The sequence below is a fragment of the Taklimakanibacter deserti genome (assembly GCA_003574785.1).
Genome location: QORU01000028.1, coordinates 1 through 23,037 on the forward strand (window position 1 = coordinate 1; position 23,037 = coordinate 23,037).

A 23,037-nucleotide genomic window follows, 5' to 3' on the forward strand; every position below is an offset into this window, starting at 1 on the left:
GCTCACAAGCTTCTCGTCCGCCTCAATGCCAAAGCACGCGATGCGCGAGCGCAATATGCAAATGCAACTTGACACCCCAGATAGTCGCTCCCCGCGCTTCGCGCGGCGGAGGGAGATTTCAGTGTTCGCGCATTCATCGATGACTTAGGCTCCGTTCTTCTTCTTATGATTGAGTTTCGCGATCTCGGCCTCGAGATCGACCAGCTCTTTGCCGCCCGCCATCAGGTTCAGGAGCTGGTCGCGGCTGATGTCCGCTCTCGCATAGGTGCCGGCACTCTTGCCGCGCTTCAAAATGGTGAAGCGGTCGCCCACCACATAGGCATGATGCACATTATGCGAGATGAAGATCACCCCGATGCCGCGCGCTTTGGACTGGACGATGAGCTTCAGCACGATGGAGGCCTGGTGCACGCCCAGAGCCGAGGTCGGCTCGTCGAGGATCAGCACCTTGGCGCCGAAATGGATGGCGCGCGCAATGGCGAGGCACTGGCGCTCGCCGCCCGACAGCGTGCCGACCGGCTGCTCGGCATCGCGGAGCTCGATGCCCATGTCGCGCAATTCGCGATAGGCGGTCTTGTTGGCGTAGTCGACATCGAGCTGCGTGAAGGGCCCGACGCGCCTCACCGGCTCGCGTCCCAAGAAGAAGTTGCGCGCCACGCTCATCAAGGGCACCAGCGCCAGATCCTGATAGACGGTGGCGATGCCCTTATCGAGCGTCTCGCGCGGCGAGCCGAAGCTTGCAGGCACACCCCCGACGCTGATCGTGCCTTCATCGGGGCGGTGCACGCCCGACAGGATCTTGATCAAGGTCGATTTGCCGGCGCCATTGTCGCCCAGGAGGCAATGCACTTCGCCCGCTTCCAGATCGAAGGACACGTCCTTCAGCGCGATGACGGTGCCGAAATATTTGCTCACCCTTTCGAGCGCGATCAGGGGCGCCGTCATCAGCGGCTCCGCATGGCGCGGTTGCGCACATAGGAATTGAACAGCACCGCCGTCACCATCATGGCGCCCATGAACAGCTTGAACCAGTCGGTATCGATGCCGGTATAGAAGATGCCCATTTGCACGACGCCGAAGATGAGCGCGCCGAACATGGCGCCGATGGCCGAGCCATAGCCGCCGGTCAAGAGCGTGCCGCCGATCACCACCGCGATGATGGCCTCGAATTCCTTGAGATTGCCGCGCAGCGTGTCGGCCGAGCCCGTCACCAGCACCTGGATCGCGGCGAAGAGGCAGGCGGCGAGTGCCGTAAAGACGAAGAGCGTGATCTTGGTGCGCGCCACCGGAACGCCCAGATTGCGGGCCGCATTCTGATCGCCGCCCGAGGCGAAGATCCAGTTGCCGAAGCGGGTGCGGGTGAGGAGCCAGGTGCAGACGAGCGTGAGCGCGATCCACCAGATGATCGACATGGGGATGCCGGAGATCATCGGCAGGCCGTCGGCGCGCTTGCCGATGATGCCGAGTTCGGCGAGCCAGGCTATGGGCGTCTGGAAGATTTGCCCCGAGAACAGCGGCGTGATCCAGGCATCCTTGGAATATTCATGGATGCCCGAAGCCTGGGTGCGGCCGGTGACGCCGCGCATGATGCCGAGCGTCAGGCCCCTCAGCATGAACAGGCTGCCCAGCGTCACGATGAAGGAGGGCAATCCGGTCTTCACCACGATGAGGCCGTTCAGATAGCCGAAGAAGCCGCAGACGATGAAGCTGAGCAACAGCGAGAGCTCGATCGGCCAGCCCCACACCACCGTCGGTATGGCGATGACGATGCCGGCAAAGCCGATCATCGAGCCGACCGAGAGATCGAACTCGCCGGCGATCATGAGCAGCGCCACCGGTGCCGCGAGGATGCCGAGCTGGGCCGAGACTTCGAGGAAATTGACGATGCCCTTGGCGCTGAAGAGGCCCGAGCCGCCGGCGGTCACGGCGAAGAAGACGAGGACGAGCAGCGTTCCCGCCATCGCGCCGAGCTCCGGCCGGGCGAGCAGCCGGCTCAGGCTCGATACGGAGCGGACCCTTTCGTCGCTGGTCTGGGTGGTCATGGCTCTTGATTCCGTTTGTCCGGGTCGTGCATCATTTTCCCCTTCTCCCGCTTGCGGGAGAAGGTGGCCGAAGGCCGGATGAGGGTGTTGGGACGATGATAACGCGCATCGTTGAGCCAAAGCGTCTGAGGCAGGCTCGCCGTCTGCGCCGTGAACAGACGCCGGCTGAGATCCGGTTGTGGTCCGGACTGCGCGGCCGGCGCTTGTCCAACTATAAGTTTGTACGCCAGCATCCCATCGGGCCCTTCACTGTCGATTTTATCTGTCGCGAAGCAGCGCTCATTATCGAGGTCGATGGGGCGACCCATTCCAACGACTACGACATCGCCTATGATCAGCGCCGCACTCACTATCTCGAATTGCACGGGTATAGAGTCCTTCGCATTTTGAACGATGACATCTATCACCGCCTTGATGATGTGATGGACATGATCCTCCTGGCGCTCACGGATAAGCTGCCGCAAGACTGACCAACACCCTCATCCGCCCTTCGGGCACCTTCTCCCGCAAGCGGGAGAAGGGAACCCCGATGGGCAGTGGCGTTTCTTACCTCTTCCCCTGCTTCGCCAGGTCGATCACCGAAGCCGCGGTCTCCTTGGTCACGAAGCCCGGGCCCGTCGGATAATCGGCGATCGGGGCGATCTTGTATTTCTTCCACAGGTCGAACATCACCACCGGGATGTAGCCCATGGCATATTGCTGCGCGTCGATGCCCCATTCCATCTTGCCGTCGGCCGTCGCCTTGAGGATCGTCGGCGACAGATCGAAGGTGCCGATCTTCACCTTGCCGGTGAGGCCCAGCTCGTCGAGCGCCATGAGGCCGGGCTCGGCGCCGCCGATGCCGACGGTCAGGATGAACTCGGTGCCCGGATTGGCATTGAGGAAGCCGATGAGGCGGTTCTTCATCTCGGTCGGGTCCATCACGCCGTTGAGCACCGGCACTTCGACGCCCAAGCCCTTGGCGAAGCCGGCGCAGCGGTCATCGAGGCTGACATTGCCGACCTCGTGATTGGCGCAGACCGCCTTCTTGACGCCGAGCTTGGCGACGCGCTCGCCCGCCAGCACGCCCGCTTCATATTCGCTCTGGCCGAGATAGAGCAGCCCGCCCAGCTCCTTCGTCAGCTTGCCGCCGCCCGAATCGATCACGATCACCGGGATGCCGGAAGCGACCGCGTTCTTGACCGGCCCGCTCAAGGCGGCGGGATCGGCGATCGACACCACGAGACCGTCGGGCTTCGAGGCCGCGGCCGCGTCGATCATCTGCGCCATCTTGGCCATGTCGAAGGTCTCGGGCGCCAGATACTCGGCCTTTACCCCTAAGGTCTTCGCCGCATCGTCCATGCCGTTCTTCACCACCGACCAATAGGGATCGCCCGACTGGCCATGGGTGACGAAGACGACGCGGGTCTCGTCCGCCGCGGCGACACTGGCCGCGGCCGACATCAGCGTGAGCGCGGCCATGAGGCCGAGCACGGGTTTCAGCACTTTCCTAAGCATGGTTCCTCCTTCTCTCTTTATGTAACCCCCTATGCATACCCTCATGCTGAGGTGCGAGCGTAGCGAGCCTCGAAGCATGATCCAGGTACAAAGGTCCTGCCGCTTGCCACCCTTCGAGGCCCGGCTTCGCCGGGCACCTCAGGGTGAGGGTAGTATTGGTCCTCACTCCATCACCTTAAAACCCACCTCCTTCGCCAGACGCGACAGGTTCTTGAAGCCCATCGTCGCGTAAGTCAGCGGATGCGCCTTCTTCGGGTCCTGCTCGGCCTCGACCACCAGCCAGCCTGAATAGTCGTTCTCGGCCAGCACTTTCAGGATGGCGCGATAATCGATGCAGCCGTCGCCCGGCACGGTGAAGATGCCCGCCATCACCGCGCCCATGAAGCTCATATCCTCGGCCCTAGCCTTCTCCAGCACGGCCTTGCGCGCATCCTTGCAATGGACATGGACGACGCGCTTCACATGTTTCCTGATGAGCGCCAGGGGATCGCCGCCCGAGAAGATCGAATGGCCGGTGTCATAGAGAAGGCCGACCGCATGGCCGGTATGGCGCATCAGGAGGCCCACTTCCTCATCCGTCTCGACGATCGTGCCCATGTGATGATGGAAGGCCATGCTGACGCCAAAATCTTCCATGCGCTCGGCAAGGTCGGTGAGCTTCTTTCCATAGGCCGGCCATTCCTCGGCGCTCAATGACGGCCGTTGCGAGATCGGCCCCCAGATGGCGCCATGGCGGCCCAGCGATGTGTCGGCATAGACGACGTGGCTCGCCCCCATCTCTTTCAGCAAAGCGAGATGCGGGCCGATCGCCTCCATCTCGTCCTCGACGTCCTTCTCGGCGCAGCGCCCGTCATACCAGCCCGAGATGACGGCGAGCCCATAGCGCGCCATGATGGGCTTCAGCACTTGCGCGTCACGCGGAAACTTGCCGCCGAGCTCGCTCCCGGCATAGCCCGCCTGCTTCGTCTCCGAAAGGCAGGTCTCGAGCGGCGTGTCGCCGCCCAATTCCGGCACATCGTCATTCGTCCAGGTGATGGGATTGATGCCGATGCGGACGTTCACGGGGATGCTCCGCTGCGCATACCCTCGCCCCTCTTTCCTGCTTTCCCCTTCTCCCGCGCGCAGCGTGGGAGAAGGTGGCCAAAGGCCGGATGAGGGCTCTTTCGCTCAACGTATTCCGACGTCGACGAGTATTCCTTGCTGAAGCAAAGAGCCCTCACCCGCCCTTCGGGCACCCTCTCCCATTGCTTTGCAACGGGAGAGGGGGAAGAGTTGGGATGTGGCTCACGTCGTCTCATAGGCTTTCCTCGATACTTCGCGGGGCGAGGGCCTAGACCGCCACCGCGCCAGCCCGCACAGCAGATCCATATCCTGCGCCGCTTCCTCGGCGCTGTTGCGCCGCGCTTTCCCTTGCGCGACCGCGTCGGCGAAACCTTTCAGTTCCTCAATGAAGGCCTCGGCATAGCCGACGCGGATATCCTCGACATGCAGGCGATGCTTGCTGCCACGCTTGACGGTGAGCCTGGTGGTGTGGTGGTTGAGCCACGGCGAGGGGAATTCGAGCTCGATCGCCGCATCGTCGAAATAGAGCGTGATGCGCTCGCGATAATCGGGGAGATGCGGCACGGTCAGATGCGTCATGGTCAGGAGCGCCTGGCCGTCGAGCAATCTCACACTGCCATGGCCGCCATCGCCGCCGGCATAGAGGCAGGCGCCGACGATCTCACCCTCGGCGACGCCCAGCCGGTCGAGCATCCCATGCACGGCATTGACGTCATGCACCAACGCCGATGCATAAGCGGTGCAGAAGCCGCGGAAGGTCGTTTGATCGGCCCCCGGCCCGATGGCGCGCATGACTTGCGCCTTCTGCTTTTCTGCCACCTCGGCGATCAGCGTCTTCGGCACATCCTCGGCCTTGCGCCAGTCGTGATGGCGGATGAAGGGCCAGGCGTCGGGATCGTTCACCTCGACCGAGACATGGCGCAAGGTCGAAGGTGTCTTGGGCAAAAGGTCGAGCGCTGCCTCATAGGCGGGATCGAAGCGCTTCATATAGCCGACCTGCAGCACGCGCTCCACCTTGTCGCGGGCGGCGATCAGCTCCTTGATGTCATGGCTTGAGTAGCAGAGCGGCTTTTCGCAGAAGACATGCAGGCCGCGCTCTAAGGCCTTGAGCACATGCTCCTTGTGCAACGCGTCGGGCGAGGCGATGACCACGGCATCGAGCGGCTGATGCAGCAACTGCTCGACGCTCTCGAAGGTGGCGATGCTGTAGCGCTCGGCGATGAAGGCGCGGGCCGTCTTCGAAGGATCGCACACGCCTCTGACCTCGAATCGGTCCTTGAGGCGGAGGAGATTGGGCACATGCTCGATCTGGGCGATATGCCCAGCGCCGATCACGCCGATCCTGATGCGTCCCATCCCTGAGTTCCCGGCTTCTTATCCCTCCCCCTTTGCGGGGAGGGTCGGCCCGAAGGGCCGGGGTGGGGATCAGAGTGGGCCAAAGACCCCCATCCGGCTCGCTATGCTCGCCATCTTCCCAAAGGGGGAAGGATGACGACGGCGTAAACTAGCGCTAAAGTGGTTCCCTGTAGAGAACCAGGCAGATGAGATTTTGAGGAACCACCTATGGCCGTCGGCTTCCGCCTCGAGACCCTGCCGCTCGACCGCGCTTCCGGCATCAATCTCGACCGGCAGATCTATCTCGGCCTTCGCGACCTGATCGAGCGGCGCATGCTGACCTCAGGCAGCGCTTTGCCCTCGACCCGCATGCTGGCGCGCGACCTGGGGCTCGGCCGCAATACGGTGATCGCGGCCTATGAGCAACTGGCGCTCGAAGGCTTCGTCGCCATCGCGCGGGGCTCGGCGCCGGTGGTGAAGGGCCTGCCGGCCGCGCCGCCCTCGCGCGGCCCTGAGAGTCCCAAGGGCGGCAGCGCCTTGTCGGAGCGCGGGCGGGTGATGAGCGCGCTGCCTTTTCATCACGGCGTGCCGGGCATCACCGCCTTTCACCCGGGGCTCCCCGATGCCGACAATTTCCCGTTCAACACCTGGTCGAAGCTCGTGGCGCGGCGCACCAGGCTGGCGCGCGCCGATCTCTTCGGCTCCTATTACATCATGGGCTATCCGCCTTTGTGCGAGGCGATCGCGCGCTATCTCACCGCGTCGCGCGGCGTCGCCTGCGCGCCTGAGCAGATCATCATCACCACCGGCGCCGGTGCCGCCTTCGATCTCCTGGCGCGGCTCCTCACCGATCCGGGGGAGCCCGTATGGATGGAAGAGCCCGGCTATTACGGCGCCGGCGCCGCCTTCCTGTCGGCCGGCGCCAGGCTCGTGCCGCTCAGGGTCAGTGAGCGCGGCTGGGATCTCTCGGCCCCCGCGGCGCGCCCGAGGGTGATCTTCGTCACGCCCTCCTGCCATCAGCCGCTCGGCCTCACCATGGCGATGGAGCAGCGGCTCAATCTGCTGCGGCTGGCGGCGGAGGCGGATGCCTGGATCATCGAGGATGATTATGACAGCGAGTACCGCTTCCAGGGCCAGCCCATTCCGGCGCTGCAGGGAATCGCCCGCGACGGGCGCGTCATCTTCGTCGGCACTTTCGCAAAAATCCTGTTTCCGGCGATGCGGCTCGGCTACATCGTCGTGCCGCAGGACATGCGCGAAAGGCTCACCGCCGCGCTCAGCACCACCGGCCAGTTCGCCCCGCTCATCACGCAGGCCGCGCTCGCCGACTTCATCACCGAAGGCCATCTCACCCGCCATCTGCGCCGCATGCGCCGGCTCTATGCCGAGCGCCGGCAATATTTCATGGAGCAGTTCGACCAGCATCTCTCGGAGTGGATGGAGCTCCGCCGCACCGACAGCGGCATCCAGCTCGTCGGCCTGTTCCGCGACCAGTCGCGCGACGATGCGGCGATCGCAAGCGAGGCGAAGCGCCAGGGCGTCAATGTCTCGCCGCTGTCGCTGCAGTATCGCTTCGAGCCGAAGCTTCGCGGTCTGCTGATGGGTTTCGCCGCGGCGGATGCGAAGGCGACGCGCAAGGCAATCGAGAAATTGGCGAAAGTGGTCGACCCGACTACGCGAGCTGGGCCGCGGCGACGAATGCCCGGAGATTCCGATCCGGTCCCGATTTCCGCAGCACCGCTGCCACATCGGGACTTCTGATCCGCGATTTGAGATAGGGCAGGCCCCAGTGAAGCTGCTCGCTGCGGCCGGCGCTGCGCAGCTGATGGATCTTGCGGATGGCGCGGCGCGTCAGGAATTCGACCGTCCCGCGCTTGTCGCCGCTCGGGCCCGAAAGCCAGAGGGGCCGAAGCTGCTGCCAGCGCATCAGCAGATCGACGAAGCCGGGCAGTCCGGCATGGAAGCTGCCGAGACCCACATATTTTTCCAGCGTGATCACCTTGTGGGTCAGATGCGCGGGAATGAACATCGTCTGTCCCGGTCCGATCAGGATCCAGCACGCGCTCGCCAGGCGGGCGAAGGCGGCAAGATCGAAAGCCGCCCGCTCGCCCGTCACATTCTGATGCTCGACGTCTTCGAGACCATGCTCGAAGCCTTCGACCGTGTCCCACAGGAGCCAGATCTTGGCGCCAGTGAAGGAATGATTGCTGCCGCTGTGGTCGTCCGAATGGGAATCGGTGATGGCGCCCTTCGAGCTGATGACCAGCGAATCCTGCGACTGGAAGCCGTCGGTGCCGCGCGGCAGCAGGTTGAAGTCATTGAGCCCGCTGGTATCGACAATGCGGTCGAAGCGCGTGCTGATATAGTGAAGATCGGTGACGCCGAAGACCGACCGGGCGGCCCGCCATTTGGCCAGCACCTCAGGGATCGGAAGATAGGTGACCGTGCCGCGCGTCCTGACCCGGGCCCGCTTCGCCCGTGGAAAACCGAGCTCGATCGACTCTTCCAGCGACAGGGCGGCGCCAGCGCGGCCGGTCTTTCGCTGCCTGATGGGAAAGTTGGAGAACAGCGTCGGCTGGCAGCGCTCCATGCGGCTGAACAGCTGCGTGCGCGAGAAGTCCATGGGCAGCAGGCGCTTTGCCGCCAGCCTGTCGATCAGCGCCGGCGATGGGCTGAGCGTGCCGTCATACTGGCGCGCTTCGCCCCAAAGGCTCTGCGCCTCGAGCCGGCTCATCGTTGATTTGCGCGCCAGGGCGCCAAAGTCTGTGTGGTTCATCAAAGGCCTCGCTCAGTCGACCTTCAGCCGTCGACAGCTACGTGGGAACGGATTGCCTGCAGATTTCCCGCTGCAACACCAGCACCAGGGCCCTCACGCTTACCTTAAGGCAGACGCCGCGCTAACTCCAGGAAAAGTTGCCGGAATTGCCCCGCGCGTCGCCTGATTCCTGTATCATTTCTGCACAGAGCGCCGCTCATCCGCGGCATCATCTCTCAACACCCTCATGCTGAGGTGGCCGCGTAGCGGCCCTCGAAGCATCCATCAGGATGGAGCGAGAGTACTGAAACACACCCTTCGAGGCTCGCTTCGCTCGCACCTCAGGGTGAGGGAGCTGGTCGACCTCCGTCTCACTTCTCGACGAATCCCCCCGGCTTTGCCTCATGCGGCAATGACCAGCCGAAATAGACTTCGACATTGGCGATCTTGTCGCCGCGCAGCGTCATGATCTCGGTGTTGCGGAAGCGCTGTCCGTCCGCATTCGTGGCGATGTAGGTGACGAACACCTGCGCACCGTCGAGGCTCACCAGATTGACGAATTCGAAATCGCGGATCTTCTCGCTGTTGGGCCAGCAGCGCGCGAAATAGGTTTTCCGGTCGAGCCGGTTGTCGAGCGGGCTGGTGAAATGGAAATCATCCGCGAGAATTCTTTCGAGCGCGGCGCGATCCTTGGCGACATAGGCGGCGTAGCTCGCCTTGACGAGGGCGAGCGCCTTGTCGCGATCGGCGCCGCGGACGGGGCGCGAAATGTCGTTCATGGCTCGCCTCGCTTCTCCTTGATCTGGAGAAATGAGCGGGCAAGCCGATGGTTCCCTTGCATCCGCCGCCGGCGGAATGGCGCTCGTCCGTGGACGGCAACGCCACGCCGCGGGCCGCTCGATTTAGGAACCTTCGCGGTTTCCCCGGGGTTGGGTTCCGTTACTGGGTGTTAGTTGCGTTGCGTAGCCTGTACCCTTAGGGGTTAGCCCCTCGGTTGACCTTCAGCACGGCCCGGTAACCGGCCGAGGGGTCATTTCCAGGATAAGACATTGCACGCGGCTTTCGTTCACCCTCCCTCCACCACGCCGCAGGCGTGGGGAAGGTGGCGCGCGTCAGCGCGACGGGTGGGTGCCGCCTGAAGGGAGGTCTCCCAAGCTAAAGTGCTTGCAGTCTCCGCAGGCCATTCGTTGAACATCTCCCGGCGGAGACGGTCTTATCATCTCCACCGGCGATCCCTTGGCGGCTCCATGGCCGGGCTGGATGGCGGGTTAACCCGGCCATGTACCCGGCTATCAGTTGCTGCCCGAGCGGAGGAAATCCAGGAGAGCGTCGACCTTGCCGTCATTGCGGCGGATGATGCCGGTGAATTTGGAGCGAAGCTGGATGGAGAGCCACACGCCGCTGACCCGGACGTCCCTGATCCTTCCGCCCGTCAGGCGCCACACCATCTTCGATCGGCCGCCGAGAGACGTCTCGATAAGGGCGCCCCGGCAGCTCTCGATGATCAGGTCCCGCTGAGTGCGGAAGGGCCCGGAATATCGCAACAGGAACCGCGCCATGAAGGCATGGGCACCGCTCAGGAACTCGCCCTGGCGGGCGCGCGGCAGATCCTTGCGATATTGGCCGAGCGCGAACAGGGCGGCGCTTCGCGTATCCGTATGCCGGGCAAGGGCGGAGGAGAAGGCGGCCGCGGTGTTCCGCGCGGCGGCCGCGATAAAGGCATTTCCGGCACTCGTCACAGTACCCGCCCCGGGACAGCTCGCGGCGTGCGAGCGCGGCGCGGATAGTCCGACGACGGTCAAAAGCGCAAGAGCCGCGGCCAAAAAGCGGGCGGCGCGATAGGCCAAGCCAAGTGTGCTCATCTGTGCAGTCCCCGTATGTGGTCCCCCTCTCGGCCTGCGACGCTCTGATAGTTTGGCCGGTTCGTCAAGCGAGATCAGATTTCAGAATGTTCCAGGGTTCCGGACCCCTTGGAACAAGAGGCCGGCTGAGAATATGACGAATTCCTTCCGACTGCAAAAGAAGGAGCTCCTATAGACGGGTGGTCCATGAAACGTCAGCGGATATCGGGAGACCATGCGACACGGATTTGTGGAATGCCCCTCACCGAGTTCCGTTCCGAATGGAGCTAAGCAACGCCTGCTGGCGCCGGCATGTCACGCGGTCTCGTCGGCGCTTTCGCCAAGATCCTATTTTCGGGATGCGTCTCGGCCACGTGATGGTATCGATCGAGGTGTGCGACCACCGCACGCCGCGCTCAATGCTTGCGGCCAGCTCGCGCCGCTCATCACCTAAGCTGCCTTGGCCGACTTCATCACCGAGGGCCATTCACCGAGTGGATCGATCGGGAATCGAAGAGCCAGATCCTGCTCTCTTTTCTGTTTCTCTTTTCGTAACATGTTAGTGGAAAATTTTTTAATAATATGCTTCCTAACGCGAAACGACTTTATTGACGAATCTCTGGTGCTCCTTTATGGGAACTCTGTCGCGCCTCACCAGGCAGACTTTCGATGAACAAAAGGAGTGTTGCCATGGGCAGTCACGACCACCTGAACGTCACCGTTGCTTATCCTGCGGCCGAAAAGCCGTTTCATGACCATCACGCATCTCTGACAGAAACCTTGGCGGCGCTGAAAGCCCGGGTGCTTGCTTTCTTTAGTATCCAAGAGGGCAGCAGTGACGGAAACCAAATCACATATCGGCTTTACAAAGGCAAAGACCCGCTGAACGATCTGACCGTCACCCTCGGTTCGATTGCAGGCCATGCTCAAGCGTTGTCACTCAAGTTGGCCCAGCAAATCGAACAAGGCCAGTGAAGCAGCTCTCAAAGCTCAATCTCGACGACGATTTTGCTGCGGCACTTCGCGCCGAAGATGCTGGGCGTTGGGAACTAGGGCGGGAGGGAGATCTGGAAGTCTGGATAACGCTTTCACCCGGCGACCACCCGGAAGAAAGATTCACTGCTCGGCTGCTTTGGAATACCTATCCAGGCGATCTTCCCCCCTCGGTCTTGTTCGTTGACCCGACGAATGGAAGCCTAGGCGTTCCCTCTGCATGGCCGATTGCAGCTGGTTTTCGACCTCCAAACGATATTTGTGCCACCTGGACCGCGGAGGGCTATGTCGCCCATCCCGAATGGGTCGGAGATAAAAGCAAGAGATTGATCATCCGAGGCAACGTCCTGCTGCTGATTATACGCATTCTTCAGGACGAGCTTGATCGGAGTTTCGCAGGCAGGTTCAGGCAATGAGCCAATTCCCAATACCGAAAACTTGGCGCCTGCCGCGTGAGGCCCTGGTCGTTTCGTTCCAAGAAATGGCCATTGATGGCGCTCGAGGTTGTGAGGGTGTAGCGCTTTGGCTTGGCAGAAGGGCAAAATCTGTGGTCACGGTGAGCCACGTCGTAACATTGCGGGGCCCCGGCATTCGAAAAGAACCTGCCTACCTGTCCATTTCCACCGACCTAATAAATGAGGTAGCTGACGCAGCCTTGAACAACAACGCCTTTCTGGTCGGGCAGATCCACTCGCATGGCGAGGGTTACGGGGTAAATCTATCGGACACCGATAAACGCCATGGCTTTTCAGTGCCCGGATACCTTTCTGCGGTGGCCCCCGATTATGCCATGCGACCAAATACTCGCATAGGAGATTGCGGCTTTCATCTCTATCAGGAAGGAAAGTGGCATCGGCTTAGCACAATGGAGGTCTGGTCCAGGATTCAATTGGTCGATGAGCCGACAAGGATAATCCAGGTCGTGGGATGACAGACTAATGCATGAAGAGCTCCGCTTTAGCCGGACGACAGCCACCGCACAACAATTGGCAGACGATCTCCTTGAGCCGAGGTTATCGATCATCAAGATTACGGTGAAGAGAACTGGGGTACCGGCTTTAGAGTGACACGTGATGCAGTTCCAAAGTCGAAAGCAGGCTTCATTGCCACGCTCTTAAGCAATTTTGTGGTCAGACCCCACAAGACGCTAATCGAATTTGTCGAATTGGATGAGCATTGGCAAATGGCACCTATAATACTTTGTGGTTTCGACAGCATTGAGGCTCGTCATGCAGCTCAAGACCTGTGGCCTGATCTAATCATCGATGGGGCAATTGGCGGGATGCTTGAGTGTCAAGTTAGCTGCCATCCTTGGGGACAGGATGTCGCTTGTTTGCGATGTCTATTTGAAAATAGAGAAGGTGAGCGCGCTGAAGTCGTTCAGCAGAGGTTGACCGGCCTCGCCGCCAGCGCCCTCGACAATTTGTTGGCGCCTCTGAACGAAGCGCACCTCATTGACGCGACACCTGAGAGTCAAGAGTGGCTTCGACAGCGTATTGGTAAGCCGATTTGCTCAATCCTAGAAGAGGCCTATGGGCTTTCTGACGAAAAGCAGCGGTCTGGTTTCAGACCATCAGTTCCATTCGTTGCTACGATGAGCGCTTGCATGATGATAACCGAGCTTGTGAGATATTTGACCGAACGTAGGACCGAAGTAAGCCCGCGCTTCCAATTCAGTTTACTTTGGGGCCCAGCGCGAGGCGAGCTTTATCCTGAGAGCCGGCATGCAAATTGCCTCTGTACTACGAGGTCAAAAAATATCGAACATGCTCGTCTTGATCGAGCAAATCAGATCGAGTAGCAGCACATTGGGTTGCATGTCCTAGCACAATAGTGTTACCATTCGCGAAACGATTCGCCAATTATGGGTGCCGGGAAGAGTGGACATAAGCTTCTGTGACGCCCGGCTTTGCGCGGTGTTCAACAGCTTCAAACTCCTTAAAGCCCAATATGGGCCTGTCGTCGCACAATCCATTTCAGTGCGTATGGGAGTCTTGAAAGCAGCCCCGAGCTTGAAGGCCGTTCCTAGCAAACCGCCAATTAGCTTAAAGACGGAACCCCCGACATTTACCGTGAACCTCGCCCGATCCCGACGTTTGCGGTTTCAGCCGATAGCCAAAGAAAATAGCTCAGTGCTAATTGATCTCGGTCTCATTTCTGAAATTGAAATTCTTGGAGTCGAGACTGATGCAATTCAGTAGCAACTTGGATCTGAAAACCTGGTCATTCCCAAGATGACCATTCGGCATAAGTATGATCCTGACCACGCCGCTGCCCCTGGTCAATTGATTCAAGAGCATCTGGATCACCTTGGCATTTCAGGACGCGAATTAGCACGTCGATGCGGACGGTCAGCGAAGCTCATAGCTGAAGTTATTTCGGGGAAAGCGGCCATAGAGCCCGAAACTGCTTTGCAGCTGGAACGGGTCCTTGAAATTCCAGCCGTCATCTCATTGACAATGGAGGCCCAATACCGTCTGTACTTAGCGCGTGCTGAGGAAGATGAGAAGCTTGCAAGCTATATCAGTTGGGCAAAATCCTTTCCACTCAAGGAGCTTAGTGAGCGCGGTCATCTTAACGTAAGTAACAAGCCAGCTGTTCAGGTGCGCGAACTTCTACAGTTTTTTGGTGCTGGTAGCATTGATGCCTGTAAGGAACGATTTGACGAATTATTGACAGGCACATATCGCCATTCACCGAGTTTCAGCAGCGACTCCCACGCGCTTGCCGCATGGTTGCGTTTGGGCGATATAGAGGCCGATCGACTAAACCCGACCGATTTTGATCGGGCAAAGTTCGTGCAGGCACTGAAAATCATTAGAACACAGACAACTGAACCAATCGAAAGATTCATACCAATAATAACGAACCTATGCGCCGAGGCTGGAGTTGTATTCGTTCTCGAGCGCGCCCTACCAAAAGTAGCCTTGAGCGGTGTGTCGCGCTGGTTGAGTCCTCGTCGAGCACTAATTCAACAAACACTTAGACATCGCTCGAATGATCATTTTTGGTTTACATTTTTCCACGAGTGTGCCCACCTCATTCTGCATAGTCGCAAGTCCGTATTCTTAGACGAAGAGGGGAAAGGGAATGCGGGTCCAGAGTTGGAAGCGCAAGCAAATGACTGGGCCGCAGATTTTCTGGTCCCAACACAGGAAATGACGCGGTTTATAACGCGTTTCACTTACGCCGAAGAGGAAGTAATGCGGTTCGCATCATCGCTTGGGGTGGCACCTGGCATCATCGTCGGACAACTTCAGCACCGCAAAGTACTGAACTATAACCAGATGAACCGGTTAAAAGTACGCTACGAATGGCGAAATTAGGCGATCGAACGAGCAACCACTCCCTCAATGCAATGCTGATTTGGCACTTCTAATTTCCATGGGAGTAATGTTTGTATCTTGCCCTTTCCGAAGCGCTATGTCGTTCACCTCAAAGACAGCACCGTATATCTTCTTGTATGCATTTTTGAATTGATCCGTTTTGCGAAATGTTTCGAAAACAGGCCATTCATGATAGTCGTTTTTCTCAACAGAACCATTCTTGCCAATTCTTAGCATCAGTTCAGCAGCTTGATCGAACTTGTCCAATACTGCGGCAACAGAAATCTGGAACGGCAGATCGCTCGCACTCCAGTCAATCTTGTTCAGTATACGGTATCATGATTTTGCTTGCGTATTGGCCGCTAGCGGACAACACAATTGTCCACAGGTTTTTATAATCTCTTTCTTCAGCACCCTGAATAGGCGCGACTGGCGGATTCCAAATGTTGAACCAGGCCCCCTCCAATCGGCGCCGAACATAATCCTCCTAGCGGATCCCGTTGACACTCTCTTGCCCATATGGGCACTCTCGGTCCCTGTGAGATTGCCCGAACAGGCAGAGGGGAGGTATCCATGAGACCCGCGGAGCGGCGGCGCAAGATCCTGGAGCTGGTGAACCAGACCGCCCGGGTGACGGTCGACGACCTGTCGGATAGCCTGAAAACCTCGCGCGAGACGGTCAGGCGGGACCTCTCCCTCTTGTCGGAGCAAGGGCTCCTGCGCAAGGTCCATGGCGGCGCCAAGGCGGCGCAGCAGCAGGCGCAGACGGCCCAGGAAGGCACGCTCGGCGAAAGGCGCGCCAGCGCCCGGCCGGAGAAGATCCGCATCGGCCGGACGGCGGCAAAGCTGTTCAAGCCCGGCGACAGCCTCCTCATCAATTGCGGCACCACCACCATCTTCTTCGCCGAGGAGCTCGCCCGATACGGCCCCTTCACCGTCATCACCAATGCCACGATGGTGGCGCAGGAATTGTGGAACGCCAACCATCGCGGGCCGATCCATCTCCTGGGCGGCGGCTATTTCGGCGATGCCTTCGAGACGTTGGGGCCGCAAGTGGTCGAGCAGGTGCGCGAGATCCATGCCGATCACGCCGTCCTCACCATCGGCAGCCTCAGCGGCGCCGCCAAGTTCATGGATTACAATGTCGATGAGGCCTATGTCTCGCGCGCCATGATCGATGCGGCCCGCACCGTGACCGTGCTCGCCGATTCGAGCAAGCTCAACCGCAATGCGCTCATCCAGATCTGCGGGCCGGAACGGATCGACCGGCTGGTCACCGACAAGGCGCCGGAGCCGACGCTGGCGAGCCTGCTGACGCTTGCGGGCGTCGAGATCATCATCGCCGAGGACGACGCGGCTTAGGCGTCCTGCTACGCGCTTGGCGCTTCGCAGGACCGGCTGCAAAAAGCCCTTGCTATCGTGGGCCAGGCCGTGAGATTTGGGAAATCTCAGCATGGAGGATCGAGCCTCGGGCAAAGCGGCGCCTCGTGAAAGTCCCTGCTCGCGGATCGATAAATCCCTGCTCGTTTTCCTAACCCCTTGATATTGCTCAGACCGCCAATTTTTTCCGAAAAATCCCTGATAATCCCTGAAAATCCCTGATATTCGCGACTCTCCCCGATGGACTGCACCCGCCAGCGGGCTGGCGGCGCGGCCGCGAGGCAGCGTTCGGTGACAGGCTTATGACCATCCAGTCAATTTAATTATGACCGAATAGTCATTTCGGGCTTGACGCGGCGACCATTTGGGCATTCACTCACCGGCCTGAGGGCGAATACCGACTACAGAAAGCGGCGGCTTGCCGTCGCCGATCTCGAGAGCAGTCGCTAACGGGGGGTGAGGCCCGCCGGCGACGAGTTCGATCACAGCGGGCGAAATTTTGGCCCGCAGAGATCCGGACTCGCCGGCAATCGCTTTCCACACTTCTTGAAGCACGACCGCAACCGGATCGGCGGCATCACGAGTCACCGTCACCGAACCGGCACATGGACGACATGTGCCGGCAACAGGGTCTTACCGCTTCAACCGGAGTCACTCAGATGCCGATCACCCGCAGGACCTTCACTCAGGGACTTCTCTTAAGTTTCGCCATCATTCCCGCTCTCGCCTCCGCCCCATCACCCGCCTTCGCCGAATCATTCGCCGAAATGGAAGAGGCGGCGCGCAAGGAAGGCCAGGTGGTGAGCCTCGGCCTTCCCGACAACTGGGCCAATTGGGGCGGCCAGTGGAAGGACATCATGGCGAAGTACAACGTCACCCACACCGACACCGACATGTCGAGCGCCGAGGAGCTCGCCAAGTTCGAGGCCGAGAAGGCCAATGCCTCGGCCGATATCGCCGAGGTCGGCATCGAATTCGGGCCGATCGCCCTGAAGAAGGGCCTCTCCGCCCCCTACAAGCCCGCGACCTGGGACAAGATCCCCGACTGGGCCAAGGACAAGGACGGCCACTGGATGCTGGGCTATACCGGCACGATCTCCTTCATCGTCTCGAAGAAGGTGCAGAACCCGCCCAAGACCTGGAGCGATCTGTTGCAAGGCGACTACAAGGTGGCGGTGGGCGACGTCGGCAAGGCGGCGCAATCCAATGCGCTGGTGCTGGCCGCGGCGATCGCGCTCGGCGGCGGCGAGGAGAACCTGCAGCCGGCGATCGACCTCTTCGCCAAGATCGCCGAGCAGAAGCGCCTCCTCACCATCGGCGCCAATCCCGGCAATATGGAGAAGGGCGAGATCGAGGTCGGCATCGTGTGGGACTTCAATGCGCTCAACTATCGCAACCTCGTCGGCAAGGACAAGTTCGACGTGTGGATCCCCTCGGAAGGCTCGGTCGTCTCGGGCTATACGACGACGATCAACGCTTTCAGCAAGCGCCCCAATATCGCGCGCGTGGTGCGCGAATATATCTTCACCGAACAGGGCCAGATCAATTTCGCCAAGGGCTTTGCCAGGCCCATCCTGATCGATCACATCACGCTGCCGCCCGAGGTCGCCGAGAACGTGCTGCCGTCCGAGCAATATGCCAAAGCGCGCCCGGTCAATTCCGACTTGTGGATGGACGCCGCCAAGCAGCTCGGCCGGCAATGGCAGGAGCAAGTGCTGTCGAAAATGTGAGGTCTTTTTGCTGCGCATCGGATTATCCGAAAACCGGTCCGATGCGACGGAATACCGATAGGCCGCAACGCGCCCTCCGGCCTCTCGGTCCCCCTCTCCCTCGCATCTTGGTGCGGGAGAGGGGGAAATTTTCTTCCCCTCGCACTCCGCCATCGTTCCCCTTCTCCCGCTTGCGGGAGAAGGTGCCCGAAGGGCGGATGAGGGTGTTCGTGACAATGAGAGCTGTGGCTGATTTGCACCACGGTGGAGAATTACATGCGATGAAATTCACCGCGATCTATCAGCGGCACCAACACCCTCATCCGGCCTGTCGGCCACCTTCTCCCGCAAGCGGGAGAAGGGGAAACCTGGCTAGGGCGGTAAGAGCCGCATGATCGACATCTCCGCCAAAACGAAGCTCCTCGCCTGGCTCGCGGCCTTGCCGTTCCTCATCGTCATCTTCATGTTCGAGCTCCTGCCCTTGATCGCGGTCGCCGCCAACAGCCTCATGAAGGAAGACGCGACCTCGATCGGCAATTATTTCGAGATCCTCACCAGCCGCTTCTATCTCGGCTCCTTCAAGGTGAGCTTCGCCATCTCGATCGCGACCGCGCTCATTGGCTTGGGCATCGGCCTCCCCGCCGCGGTGATCCTCAAGCGCATGCCGGGCAAGGTGCAGCAATTCGTCGTCATCTGCTCCAATATCGGCGCCAATTTCACCGGCTTCCCGCTCGCCTTCTCCTTCGTCATCCTGCTCGGCGTCTCGGGCTCCTTCACGCTCCTCATGCAGCGCATGGGCCTGTTCGAGGACTTCAACGTCTATTCGACGACGGGCCTCGTCATCGCCTATTCCTATTTCCAGATCCTCTTCGCCATCCTCCTGGTGCTGCCGGCGCTCGCCGCCTTGACCTCCGATCTCGAGGAGGCGGCCCATATCGTCGGCGCCAGCCGCTTCGCCTTCTGGCGGCGCATCGGCCTGCCGATCCTGATGCCGAGCCTCTTGGGCGCCTTCCTCCTCCTCTTCGCCAATGCCATGGGCACCTATGCGACCGCCTGGGCCTTGGTCGGCGGCAGCGCCAATGTCGTCACCATCCGCATCGGCGAGCTCACCGCGGGCGATGTCTTCTCCGATCCCAACCTCGCCGACGCGCTTGCCATGCTGCTGGTGGTGAGCCTCGTCATCCCGATCATCGTCGAGCAGCTCTTCCTCAAGCCGAAGCAGCCGGAGCCGTGAGGTGCGTCAGATGCTGAACGTCCGCACCATTCGCCCTTCACCCTCGCCCCGCAAAGCGGGGAGAGGGAGGGGCCCATTGCGCAGCAATGGGAGGGTGAGGGGCCACGGCGCAGAAATCAGCAGGTCGTCGAAGGACGCGAGCACATGCGTGGCGAAGCACATTGCCTGCAAAGAGCCCCTCACCCTTCCCGCCGCTCAGCGGCGGGCCCCTACCCTCTCCCCGCTTCGCGGGGCGAGGGTAAAGAGCGCCGCCCATGCTTGAGCGCAGCAGACAGGACTGGTTCTGGATCGGCCTCCTCGCCATCCTGCAGCTTCTGCCGATCGTCGCCGTCTTCCTCAACAGCCTGGCGGTCGACTGGGCCGGCACCATCCTGCCCGACGGCTACACTTTCGCGCATATCGCCAAGATCATCCAGGACCCGCGCTTCACCCAGGCGATCATCAATTCGCTCATCGTCGGCTTCGGCTCGCTGGTGGTGACGCCGCTCATCGTCGTGCCCGCCATCCTCGTCGCCCATTGCTATTTCCCAACCCTCGACCGCGTCATCGCCGGCCTCGTCATCCTCCCCTATGCGGTGCCGACCATCGTGCTGGCGCTCGGGCTCTTGCGCCTCTATTCCGGCAATCACGGCATCGTCCTCACCGGCTCGCCCCTGGTGCTCATCTTCGGCTACATGCCGCTCGCCGCTCCTCTCTATTACGTGCCGATCAAGAACAATCTCAGGGCACTTCGCGTCACCGAGCTCTTCGAAGCGGGCCGGCTCCTGGGCGCGTCCGACGCCCTCATCCTCTGGCGCGTGGTGCTGCCCTCGATCCGGCAGGGCCTCATCATCGGCCTCGTCATGAACTTCACGCTGGCAATCAGCGATTTCGTCTATGCCAATCTCCTGGTCGGCGGCCATTTCCCCACCCTCCAGATCCATATGGCGGTGCTCAATGGCGGCTCGGGCCGGCAACTGAGCGTGCTCATCTCGACCTATTTCATCGTCATCTTCGCCGCGACCGCGATCGTGGTCTGGGCGACATCGCGGAGAACCGAAGCATGAGCTATGTCGAGATCCGCAAGCTCACCAAGCGCTTCGACACGACGACGGTGTTCGAGGATATCGACCTCGATGTCGAGCAGGGCCGCATCTGCGTGCTGGTCGGGCCTTCGGGCTGCGGCAAGACCACGCTGCTGCGCGCCGTGGCGGGCCTCGCGCGCCCCGACAGCGGCCATATCCATATCGACGGGCGCGATGTCACCCATCTCGAGGCGAAGCATCGCGGCGTCGGCATGGTGTTCCAGCATTATGCGCTCTTCCCCAATATGACGGTCGAGCAGAATCTCTCTTTCGGCCTCGAGCAGAAGAAGCTGCCGAGACCTGAGATCGCGAAGAAGGTCGCGGCCGTCATCGCGCTCATGGGCCTCGAGCCCCGCGCCAAGGCGAGGCCCGCGGCCCTTTCGGGCGGCCAGAAGCAGCGCGTGGCGCTCGCCCGCGCTCTCGTGCTCGAGCCCAAGCTCCTGCTCCTCGACGAGCCCCTCTCGGCGCTCGATGCCCAGATCAGGAAGCGCCTGCGCGATGAGCTGAAGCGCCTGCAGCAGGATGTGGGCTTCACCGCCATCTTCGTCACCCATGACCAGGAAGAGGCGATGATGCTGGGCGATACCGTCGCCATCATGCAGCAGGGCCGCTTCGCCCAGATCGGCGCGCCGGCCGACATCTACAACCGCCCGAAGAGCCTCGCGGTCGCCAATTTCATCGGCGACTTCAACATCATCGAGCCATCCGCGGTCGAGCGCCTCTTCGCCATCCGCCCCGACCATGCCTGGGCGATCAGGCCCGAGGCGATCGACATATTGAAGCTGCCGCTGCCCCCCGGCAGCAAGGCCAACGGGCTTGCCGCCGAGGTCACCGTCACCGCCGTGCAAGTGCTGGGCGCCATGGTGCGGCTCTATACCAGCGCCCAAGACGTCACGATCAAGGCCGACATGGTGAACAAGCCCGACGCGCCCCGCTTCCATATCGGCGACAAAGCCGAGATCCACATCGCCAAAAGCGCCATCGCCGAGATGAAGGAATGAGGCGTGGTTCGCTCCCTCTGCGAATTTCCCCCCTCTCCCGTTGCGAAGCAATGGGAGAGGGTGCCCGAAGGGCGGGTGAGGGCTCTTTGCTTCAGCAAGGAATACTCGCTGAGATCAGAACACATTGCGCGAAAGAGCCCTCATCCGGCCTTCGGCCACCTTCTCCCACGCTACGCGCGGGAGAAGGGGAATGGTTGGAGAGGGGATGCATAGACTGGAACAGTGTTCAATGAATCCTCAACAACCTAACATCCTTCTCATCTGCGCCGATCAATGGCGCGGCGACTGCATCTCAGGCCTTGGCCACAGGCAGGCGAAGACGCCGCATCTCGATGCGCTGATGCGGGATGCCGTCACCTTCACCAGGCATTTCGGCCAGTGCACGCCTTGCGGTCCGTCGCGCACCAGCCTCCTCACCGGCATGTATCTGATGAACCACCGCTCGGGCCGCAACGGCACGCCGCTCGACAGGCGCCACACCAACCTGGCGCTCGAGGCGCGCAAGCTTGGCTACGAGCCCGCGCTTTTCGGCTATACCGACACGACGCCCGATCCGCGCGGCCTTGCGCCGAAAGACCCGGCGCTCACCGCCTATGACGAAGGCGTGCTGCCGGGCTTCATCACGCCCTTGCATCTGCCGGAGGATATGGGCCGCTGGGTGGCGGAATTGATCGCTCTCGGCTACGACCTGCCCAAGGGCCGCGCGGACGTATTCCGCCCGCGCCAAGGTTTTCCGCAGCCGAAAGACCGCGGCTTCCGCTTCATTCCCACGCAATACAAGGCTGAGCACAGCGAGACCGCCTTTCTCACGCAAGAATTCCTGAAATGGTTGACGCTCAAGCGCGACAGATCATGGTTCGCGCATTTCGTGTTCTTGCGCCCGCATCCGCCGATCATCGCGCCCGAGCCCTACAACGAAAGCGTCCATCCGGCCGAAGTCGATTTTCCGAAGCGCCAGGCGAGCCCGGATGCGGAAGGATCGCAGCATCCGCTGCTCGCGCATGAGATCGCGAATGTGGCGCGGCCGGGGAGCTATGACGAGCACAATCCGCTCGATCTCGTCAAAGCCCCGGATCTCGAGATCCGCCAGATGAAGGCGACCTATCTGGGCCTCATCCAGGAGATGGACCATCATCTCGGCCGCATCATCGCCCGCCTGAAAGAGACCGGGCAGTATGAGCGTACGCTCATCATCGTCACCAGCGACCATGCCGAGATGCTGGGCGATCATTATATATGGGGCAAGGAGATCTATTTCGACGGCTCCTTCCATGTGCCCATGGTGATCCGCGATCCGCGGCCCCAAGCCAAGGCGGCGCGCGGCACGAAGGTTGCGCAGTTCAGCGAGGCGATCGACGTCATGCCGACGATCCTCGACTGGCTGGGCGCCCCGATCCCGCGCAGCTGCGACGGGCGCTCGCTGCTGTCCTTCCTTTCAGGCGAGGCCCCCGCGGCTTGGCGCGATGCGGTGTTCTTCGAGCACGACTTCCGCAATGTCCGGAGCCAGCGCGTCGAAACGGCGCTCGGCATCGCATCGGACGAATGCTCTTATGCCGTCATCCGCGACGACAAATACAAATATGTGCATTTCGCCGCTCTGCCGCCGCTCCTCTTCGACATCGCCAACGATCCGCATGAGTTCATCAATCTCGCCGGCAGACTTGAGCATCGCGACACCGAATTGCGCTACGCCAAGCGCCTCCTCTCCTGGCGCCTCGTCAACCAGGAGCGCCTCCTCACCAACATGCATGTCGGCGAAGGCGGGCTGTTCGAGCGGAGGTGATGATTTCATCCCCGC

The 23,037-nt window shown here is 61.0% G+C and carries 20 protein-coding genes; 12 read left to right on the top strand and 8 right to left on the bottom strand.

Translation table 11 applies throughout. From position 1 onward, the window contains the following. Positions 1-144: 144 nt before the first annotated feature. Both DS839_RS34795 and DS839_RS34800 read right to left on the bottom strand, forming a co-directional pair. Complete coding sequence (locus tag DS839_RS34795; protein ID WP_119275158.1) at positions 145-945, bottom strand: ATP-binding cassette domain-containing protein; 801 nt, start codon at positions 943-945, stop codon at positions 145-147. Then, entirely contained in the window at positions 945-2,042 is a 1,098-nt protein-coding gene (locus DS839_RS34800) for an ABC transporter permease (RefSeq protein ID WP_119275159.1), read from the bottom strand. The genes DS839_RS34795 and DS839_RS34800 overlap by 1 nt, the downstream gene beginning before the upstream one ends. Positions 2,043-2,137: 95 nt before the next feature. Here DS839_RS34800 and DS839_RS34805 point away from each other — a divergent pair, with 95 nt between their 5' ends. Further along, the gene (locus tag DS839_RS34805) at positions 2,138-2,512 is read left to right on the top strand and encodes an endonuclease domain-containing protein (RefSeq protein WP_119275160.1); all 375 of its coding nucleotides are present in this window, start codon (positions 2,138-2,140) and stop codon (positions 2,510-2,512) included. Between the two features lie 76 nt (positions 2,513-2,588). Here DS839_RS34805 and DS839_RS34810 read toward each other — a convergent pair whose 3' ends face one another. From DS839_RS34810 to DS839_RS34820, 3 genes are all read right to left on the bottom strand, one after another. Beyond that, positions 2,589-3,539 (bottom strand): rhizopine catabolism ABC transporter substrate-binding protein, encoded by a 951-nt coding sequence (locus tag DS839_RS34810; protein ID WP_119275161.1) that lies wholly within the window; start codon positions 3,537-3,539, stop codon positions 2,589-2,591. Between the two features lie 162 nt (positions 3,540-3,701). Beyond that, complete coding sequence (gene iolE / locus DS839_RS34815; protein WP_119275162.1) at positions 3,702-4,601, bottom strand: myo-inosose-2 dehydratase; 900 nt, start codon at positions 4,599-4,601, stop codon at positions 3,702-3,704. Between the two features lie 222 nt (positions 4,602-4,823). Next, positions 4,824-5,957, bottom strand: coding sequence for a Gfo/Idh/MocA family protein (locus tag DS839_RS34820; RefSeq protein ID WP_119275163.1), 1,134 nt, complete (start codon positions 5,955-5,957; stop codon positions 4,824-4,826). 207 nt (positions 5,958-6,164) lie between these two features. Between DS839_RS34820 and mocR the strand changes: the two genes are divergently transcribed. Further along, positions 6,165-7,697: a rhizopine catabolism transcriptional regulator MocR gene (gene mocR, locus DS839_RS34825; protein ID WP_119275164.1), complete on the top strand. Its 1,533-nt coding sequence runs from the start codon at positions 6,165-6,167 to the stop codon at positions 7,695-7,697. Here mocR and DS839_RS34830 read toward each other — a convergent pair. From DS839_RS34830 to DS839_RS34840, 3 genes are all read right to left on the bottom strand, one after another. After that, the gene (locus tag DS839_RS34830) at positions 7,609-8,712 is read right to left on the bottom strand and encodes a hypothetical protein (protein WP_119275165.1); all 1,104 of its coding nucleotides are present in this window, start codon (positions 8,710-8,712) and stop codon (positions 7,609-7,611) included. The genes mocR and DS839_RS34830 overlap by 89 nt on opposite strands. A 350-nt stretch (positions 8,713-9,062) precedes the next feature. Then, the gene (locus DS839_RS34835) at positions 9,063-9,470 is read right to left on the bottom strand and encodes a nuclear transport factor 2 family protein (RefSeq protein ID WP_119275166.1); all 408 of its coding nucleotides are present in this window, start codon (positions 9,468-9,470) and stop codon (positions 9,063-9,065) included. 513 nt (positions 9,471-9,983) lie between these two features. Continuing rightward, positions 9,984-10,553 carry an ABC transporter substrate-binding protein gene (locus DS839_RS34840; RefSeq protein WP_119275167.1) on the bottom strand — a complete coding sequence of 190 codons (570 nt, stop codon included), beginning with the start codon at positions 10,551-10,553 and terminating at the stop codon, positions 9,984-9,986. A 669-nt stretch (positions 10,554-11,222) separates the two neighbouring features. Here DS839_RS34840 and DS839_RS34845 point away from each other — a divergent pair. From DS839_RS34845 to DS839_RS34885, 10 genes are all read left to right on the top strand, one after another. Further along, the gene (locus tag DS839_RS34845; RefSeq protein ID WP_162919004.1) at positions 11,223-11,507 is read left to right on the top strand and encodes a hypothetical protein; all 285 of its coding nucleotides are present in this window, start codon (positions 11,223-11,225) and stop codon (positions 11,505-11,507) included. Next, positions 11,504-11,941 carry a hypothetical protein gene (locus tag DS839_RS36795; RefSeq protein WP_162919005.1) on the top strand — a complete coding sequence of 146 codons (438 nt, stop codon included), beginning with the start codon at positions 11,504-11,506 and terminating at the stop codon, positions 11,939-11,941. Before DS839_RS34845 ends, DS839_RS36795 begins: the two co-directional genes overlap by 4 nt. A gap of 599 nt (positions 11,942-12,540) precedes the next feature. Continuing rightward, positions 12,541-13,326: a ThiF family adenylyltransferase gene (locus DS839_RS37225; RefSeq protein WP_119275169.1), complete on the top strand. Its 786-nt coding sequence runs from the start codon at positions 12,541-12,543 to the stop codon at positions 13,324-13,326. A 433-nt stretch (positions 13,327-13,759) separates the two neighbouring features. Beyond that, positions 13,760-14,851, top strand: coding sequence for an ImmA/IrrE family metallo-endopeptidase (locus DS839_RS34855; RefSeq protein WP_119275170.1), 1,092 nt, complete (start codon positions 13,760-13,762; stop codon positions 14,849-14,851). Between the two features lie 573 nt (positions 14,852-15,424). Beyond that, on the top strand, positions 15,425-16,213 hold the full coding sequence (locus DS839_RS34860; protein WP_162919006.1) for a DeoR/GlpR family DNA-binding transcription regulator: 789 nt from the start codon (positions 15,425-15,427) through the stop codon (positions 16,211-16,213). Between the two features lie 677 nt (positions 16,214-16,890). After that, positions 16,891-17,961, top strand: coding sequence for an ABC transporter substrate-binding protein (locus DS839_RS34865; protein ID WP_119275172.1), 1,071 nt, complete (start codon positions 16,891-16,893; stop codon positions 17,959-17,961). Between the two features lie 370 nt (positions 17,962-18,331). Beyond that, complete coding sequence (locus DS839_RS34870) at positions 18,332-19,174, top strand: ABC transporter permease (RefSeq protein ID WP_119275173.1); 843 nt, start codon at positions 18,332-18,334, stop codon at positions 19,172-19,174. A gap of 254 nt (positions 19,175-19,428) precedes the next feature. After that, on the top strand, positions 19,429-20,220 hold the full coding sequence (locus DS839_RS34875; RefSeq protein WP_119275174.1) for an ABC transporter permease: 792 nt from the start codon (positions 19,429-19,431) through the stop codon (positions 20,218-20,220). Next, complete coding sequence (locus DS839_RS34880; protein ID WP_162919007.1) at positions 20,217-21,239, top strand: ABC transporter ATP-binding protein; 1,023 nt, start codon at positions 20,217-20,219, stop codon at positions 21,237-21,239. Before DS839_RS34875 ends, DS839_RS34880 begins: the two co-directional genes overlap by 4 nt. Positions 21,240-21,468: 229 nt before the next feature. Continuing rightward, on the top strand, positions 21,469-23,022 hold the full coding sequence (locus DS839_RS34885) for an alkaline phosphatase family protein (protein WP_119275175.1): 1,554 nt from the start codon (positions 21,469-21,471) through the stop codon (positions 23,020-23,022). The last annotated feature ends 15 nt before the right edge of the window (positions 23,023-23,037 follow it).

Excerpts from the sequence above, each read along its gene's own strand:
- DS839_RS34875 (WP_119275174.1), top strand. The coding sequence starts at position 19,429 with ATGCTTGAGCGCAGCAGACAGGACTGGTTCTGGATCGGCCTCCTCGCC.
- DS839_RS34805 (WP_119275160.1), top strand. The coding sequence starts at position 2,138 with ATGATAACGCGCATCGTTGAGCCAAAGCGTCTGAGGCAGGCTCGCCGT.
- DS839_RS34885 (WP_119275175.1), top strand. The coding sequence starts at position 21,469 with ATGAATCCTCAACAACCTAACATCCTTCTCATCTGCGCCGATCAATGG.
- DS839_RS34840 (WP_119275167.1), bottom strand. The coding sequence starts at position 10,553 with ATGAGCACACTTGGCTTGGCCTATCGCGCCGCCCGCTTTTTGGCCGCG.
- DS839_RS34860 (WP_162919006.1), top strand. The coding sequence starts at position 15,425 with ATGAGACCCGCGGAGCGGCGGCGCAAGATCCTGGAGCTGGTGAACCAG.
- mocR (WP_119275164.1), top strand. The coding sequence starts at position 6,165 with ATGGCCGTCGGCTTCCGCCTCGAGACCCTGCCGCTCGACCGCGCTTCC.
- DS839_RS34795 (WP_119275158.1), bottom strand. The coding sequence starts at position 945 with ATGACGGCGCCCCTGATCGCGCTCGAAAGGGTGAGCAAATATTTCGGC.
- DS839_RS34870 (WP_119275173.1), top strand. The coding sequence starts at position 18,332 with ATGATCGACATCTCCGCCAAAACGAAGCTCCTCGCCTGGCTCGCGGCC.
- DS839_RS34800 (WP_119275159.1), bottom strand. The coding sequence starts at position 2,042 with ATGACCACCCAGACCAGCGACGAAAGGGTCCGCTCCGTATCGAGCCTG.
- DS839_RS34855 (WP_119275170.1), top strand. The coding sequence starts at position 13,760 with ATGACCATTCGGCATAAGTATGATCCTGACCACGCCGCTGCCCCTGGT.
- DS839_RS34865 (WP_119275172.1), top strand. The coding sequence starts at position 16,891 with ATGCCGATCACCCGCAGGACCTTCACTCAGGGACTTCTCTTAAGTTTC.
- DS839_RS34810 (WP_119275161.1), bottom strand. The coding sequence starts at position 3,539 with ATGCTTAGGAAAGTGCTGAAACCCGTGCTCGGCCTCATGGCCGCGCTC.
- DS839_RS34830 (WP_119275165.1), bottom strand. The coding sequence starts at position 8,712 with ATGAACCACACAGACTTTGGCGCCCTGGCGCGCAAATCAACGATGAGC.
- DS839_RS34880 (WP_162919007.1), top strand. The coding sequence starts at position 20,217 with ATGAGCTATGTCGAGATCCGCAAGCTCACCAAGCGCTTCGACACGACG.
- DS839_RS34835 (WP_119275166.1), bottom strand. The coding sequence starts at position 9,470 with ATGAACGACATTTCGCGCCCCGTCCGCGGCGCCGATCGCGACAAGGCG.
- DS839_RS34845 (WP_162919004.1), top strand. The coding sequence starts at position 11,223 with ATGGGCAGTCACGACCACCTGAACGTCACCGTTGCTTATCCTGCGGCC.
- DS839_RS34820 (WP_119275163.1), bottom strand. The coding sequence starts at position 5,957 with ATGGGACGCATCAGGATCGGCGTGATCGGCGCTGGGCATATCGCCCAG.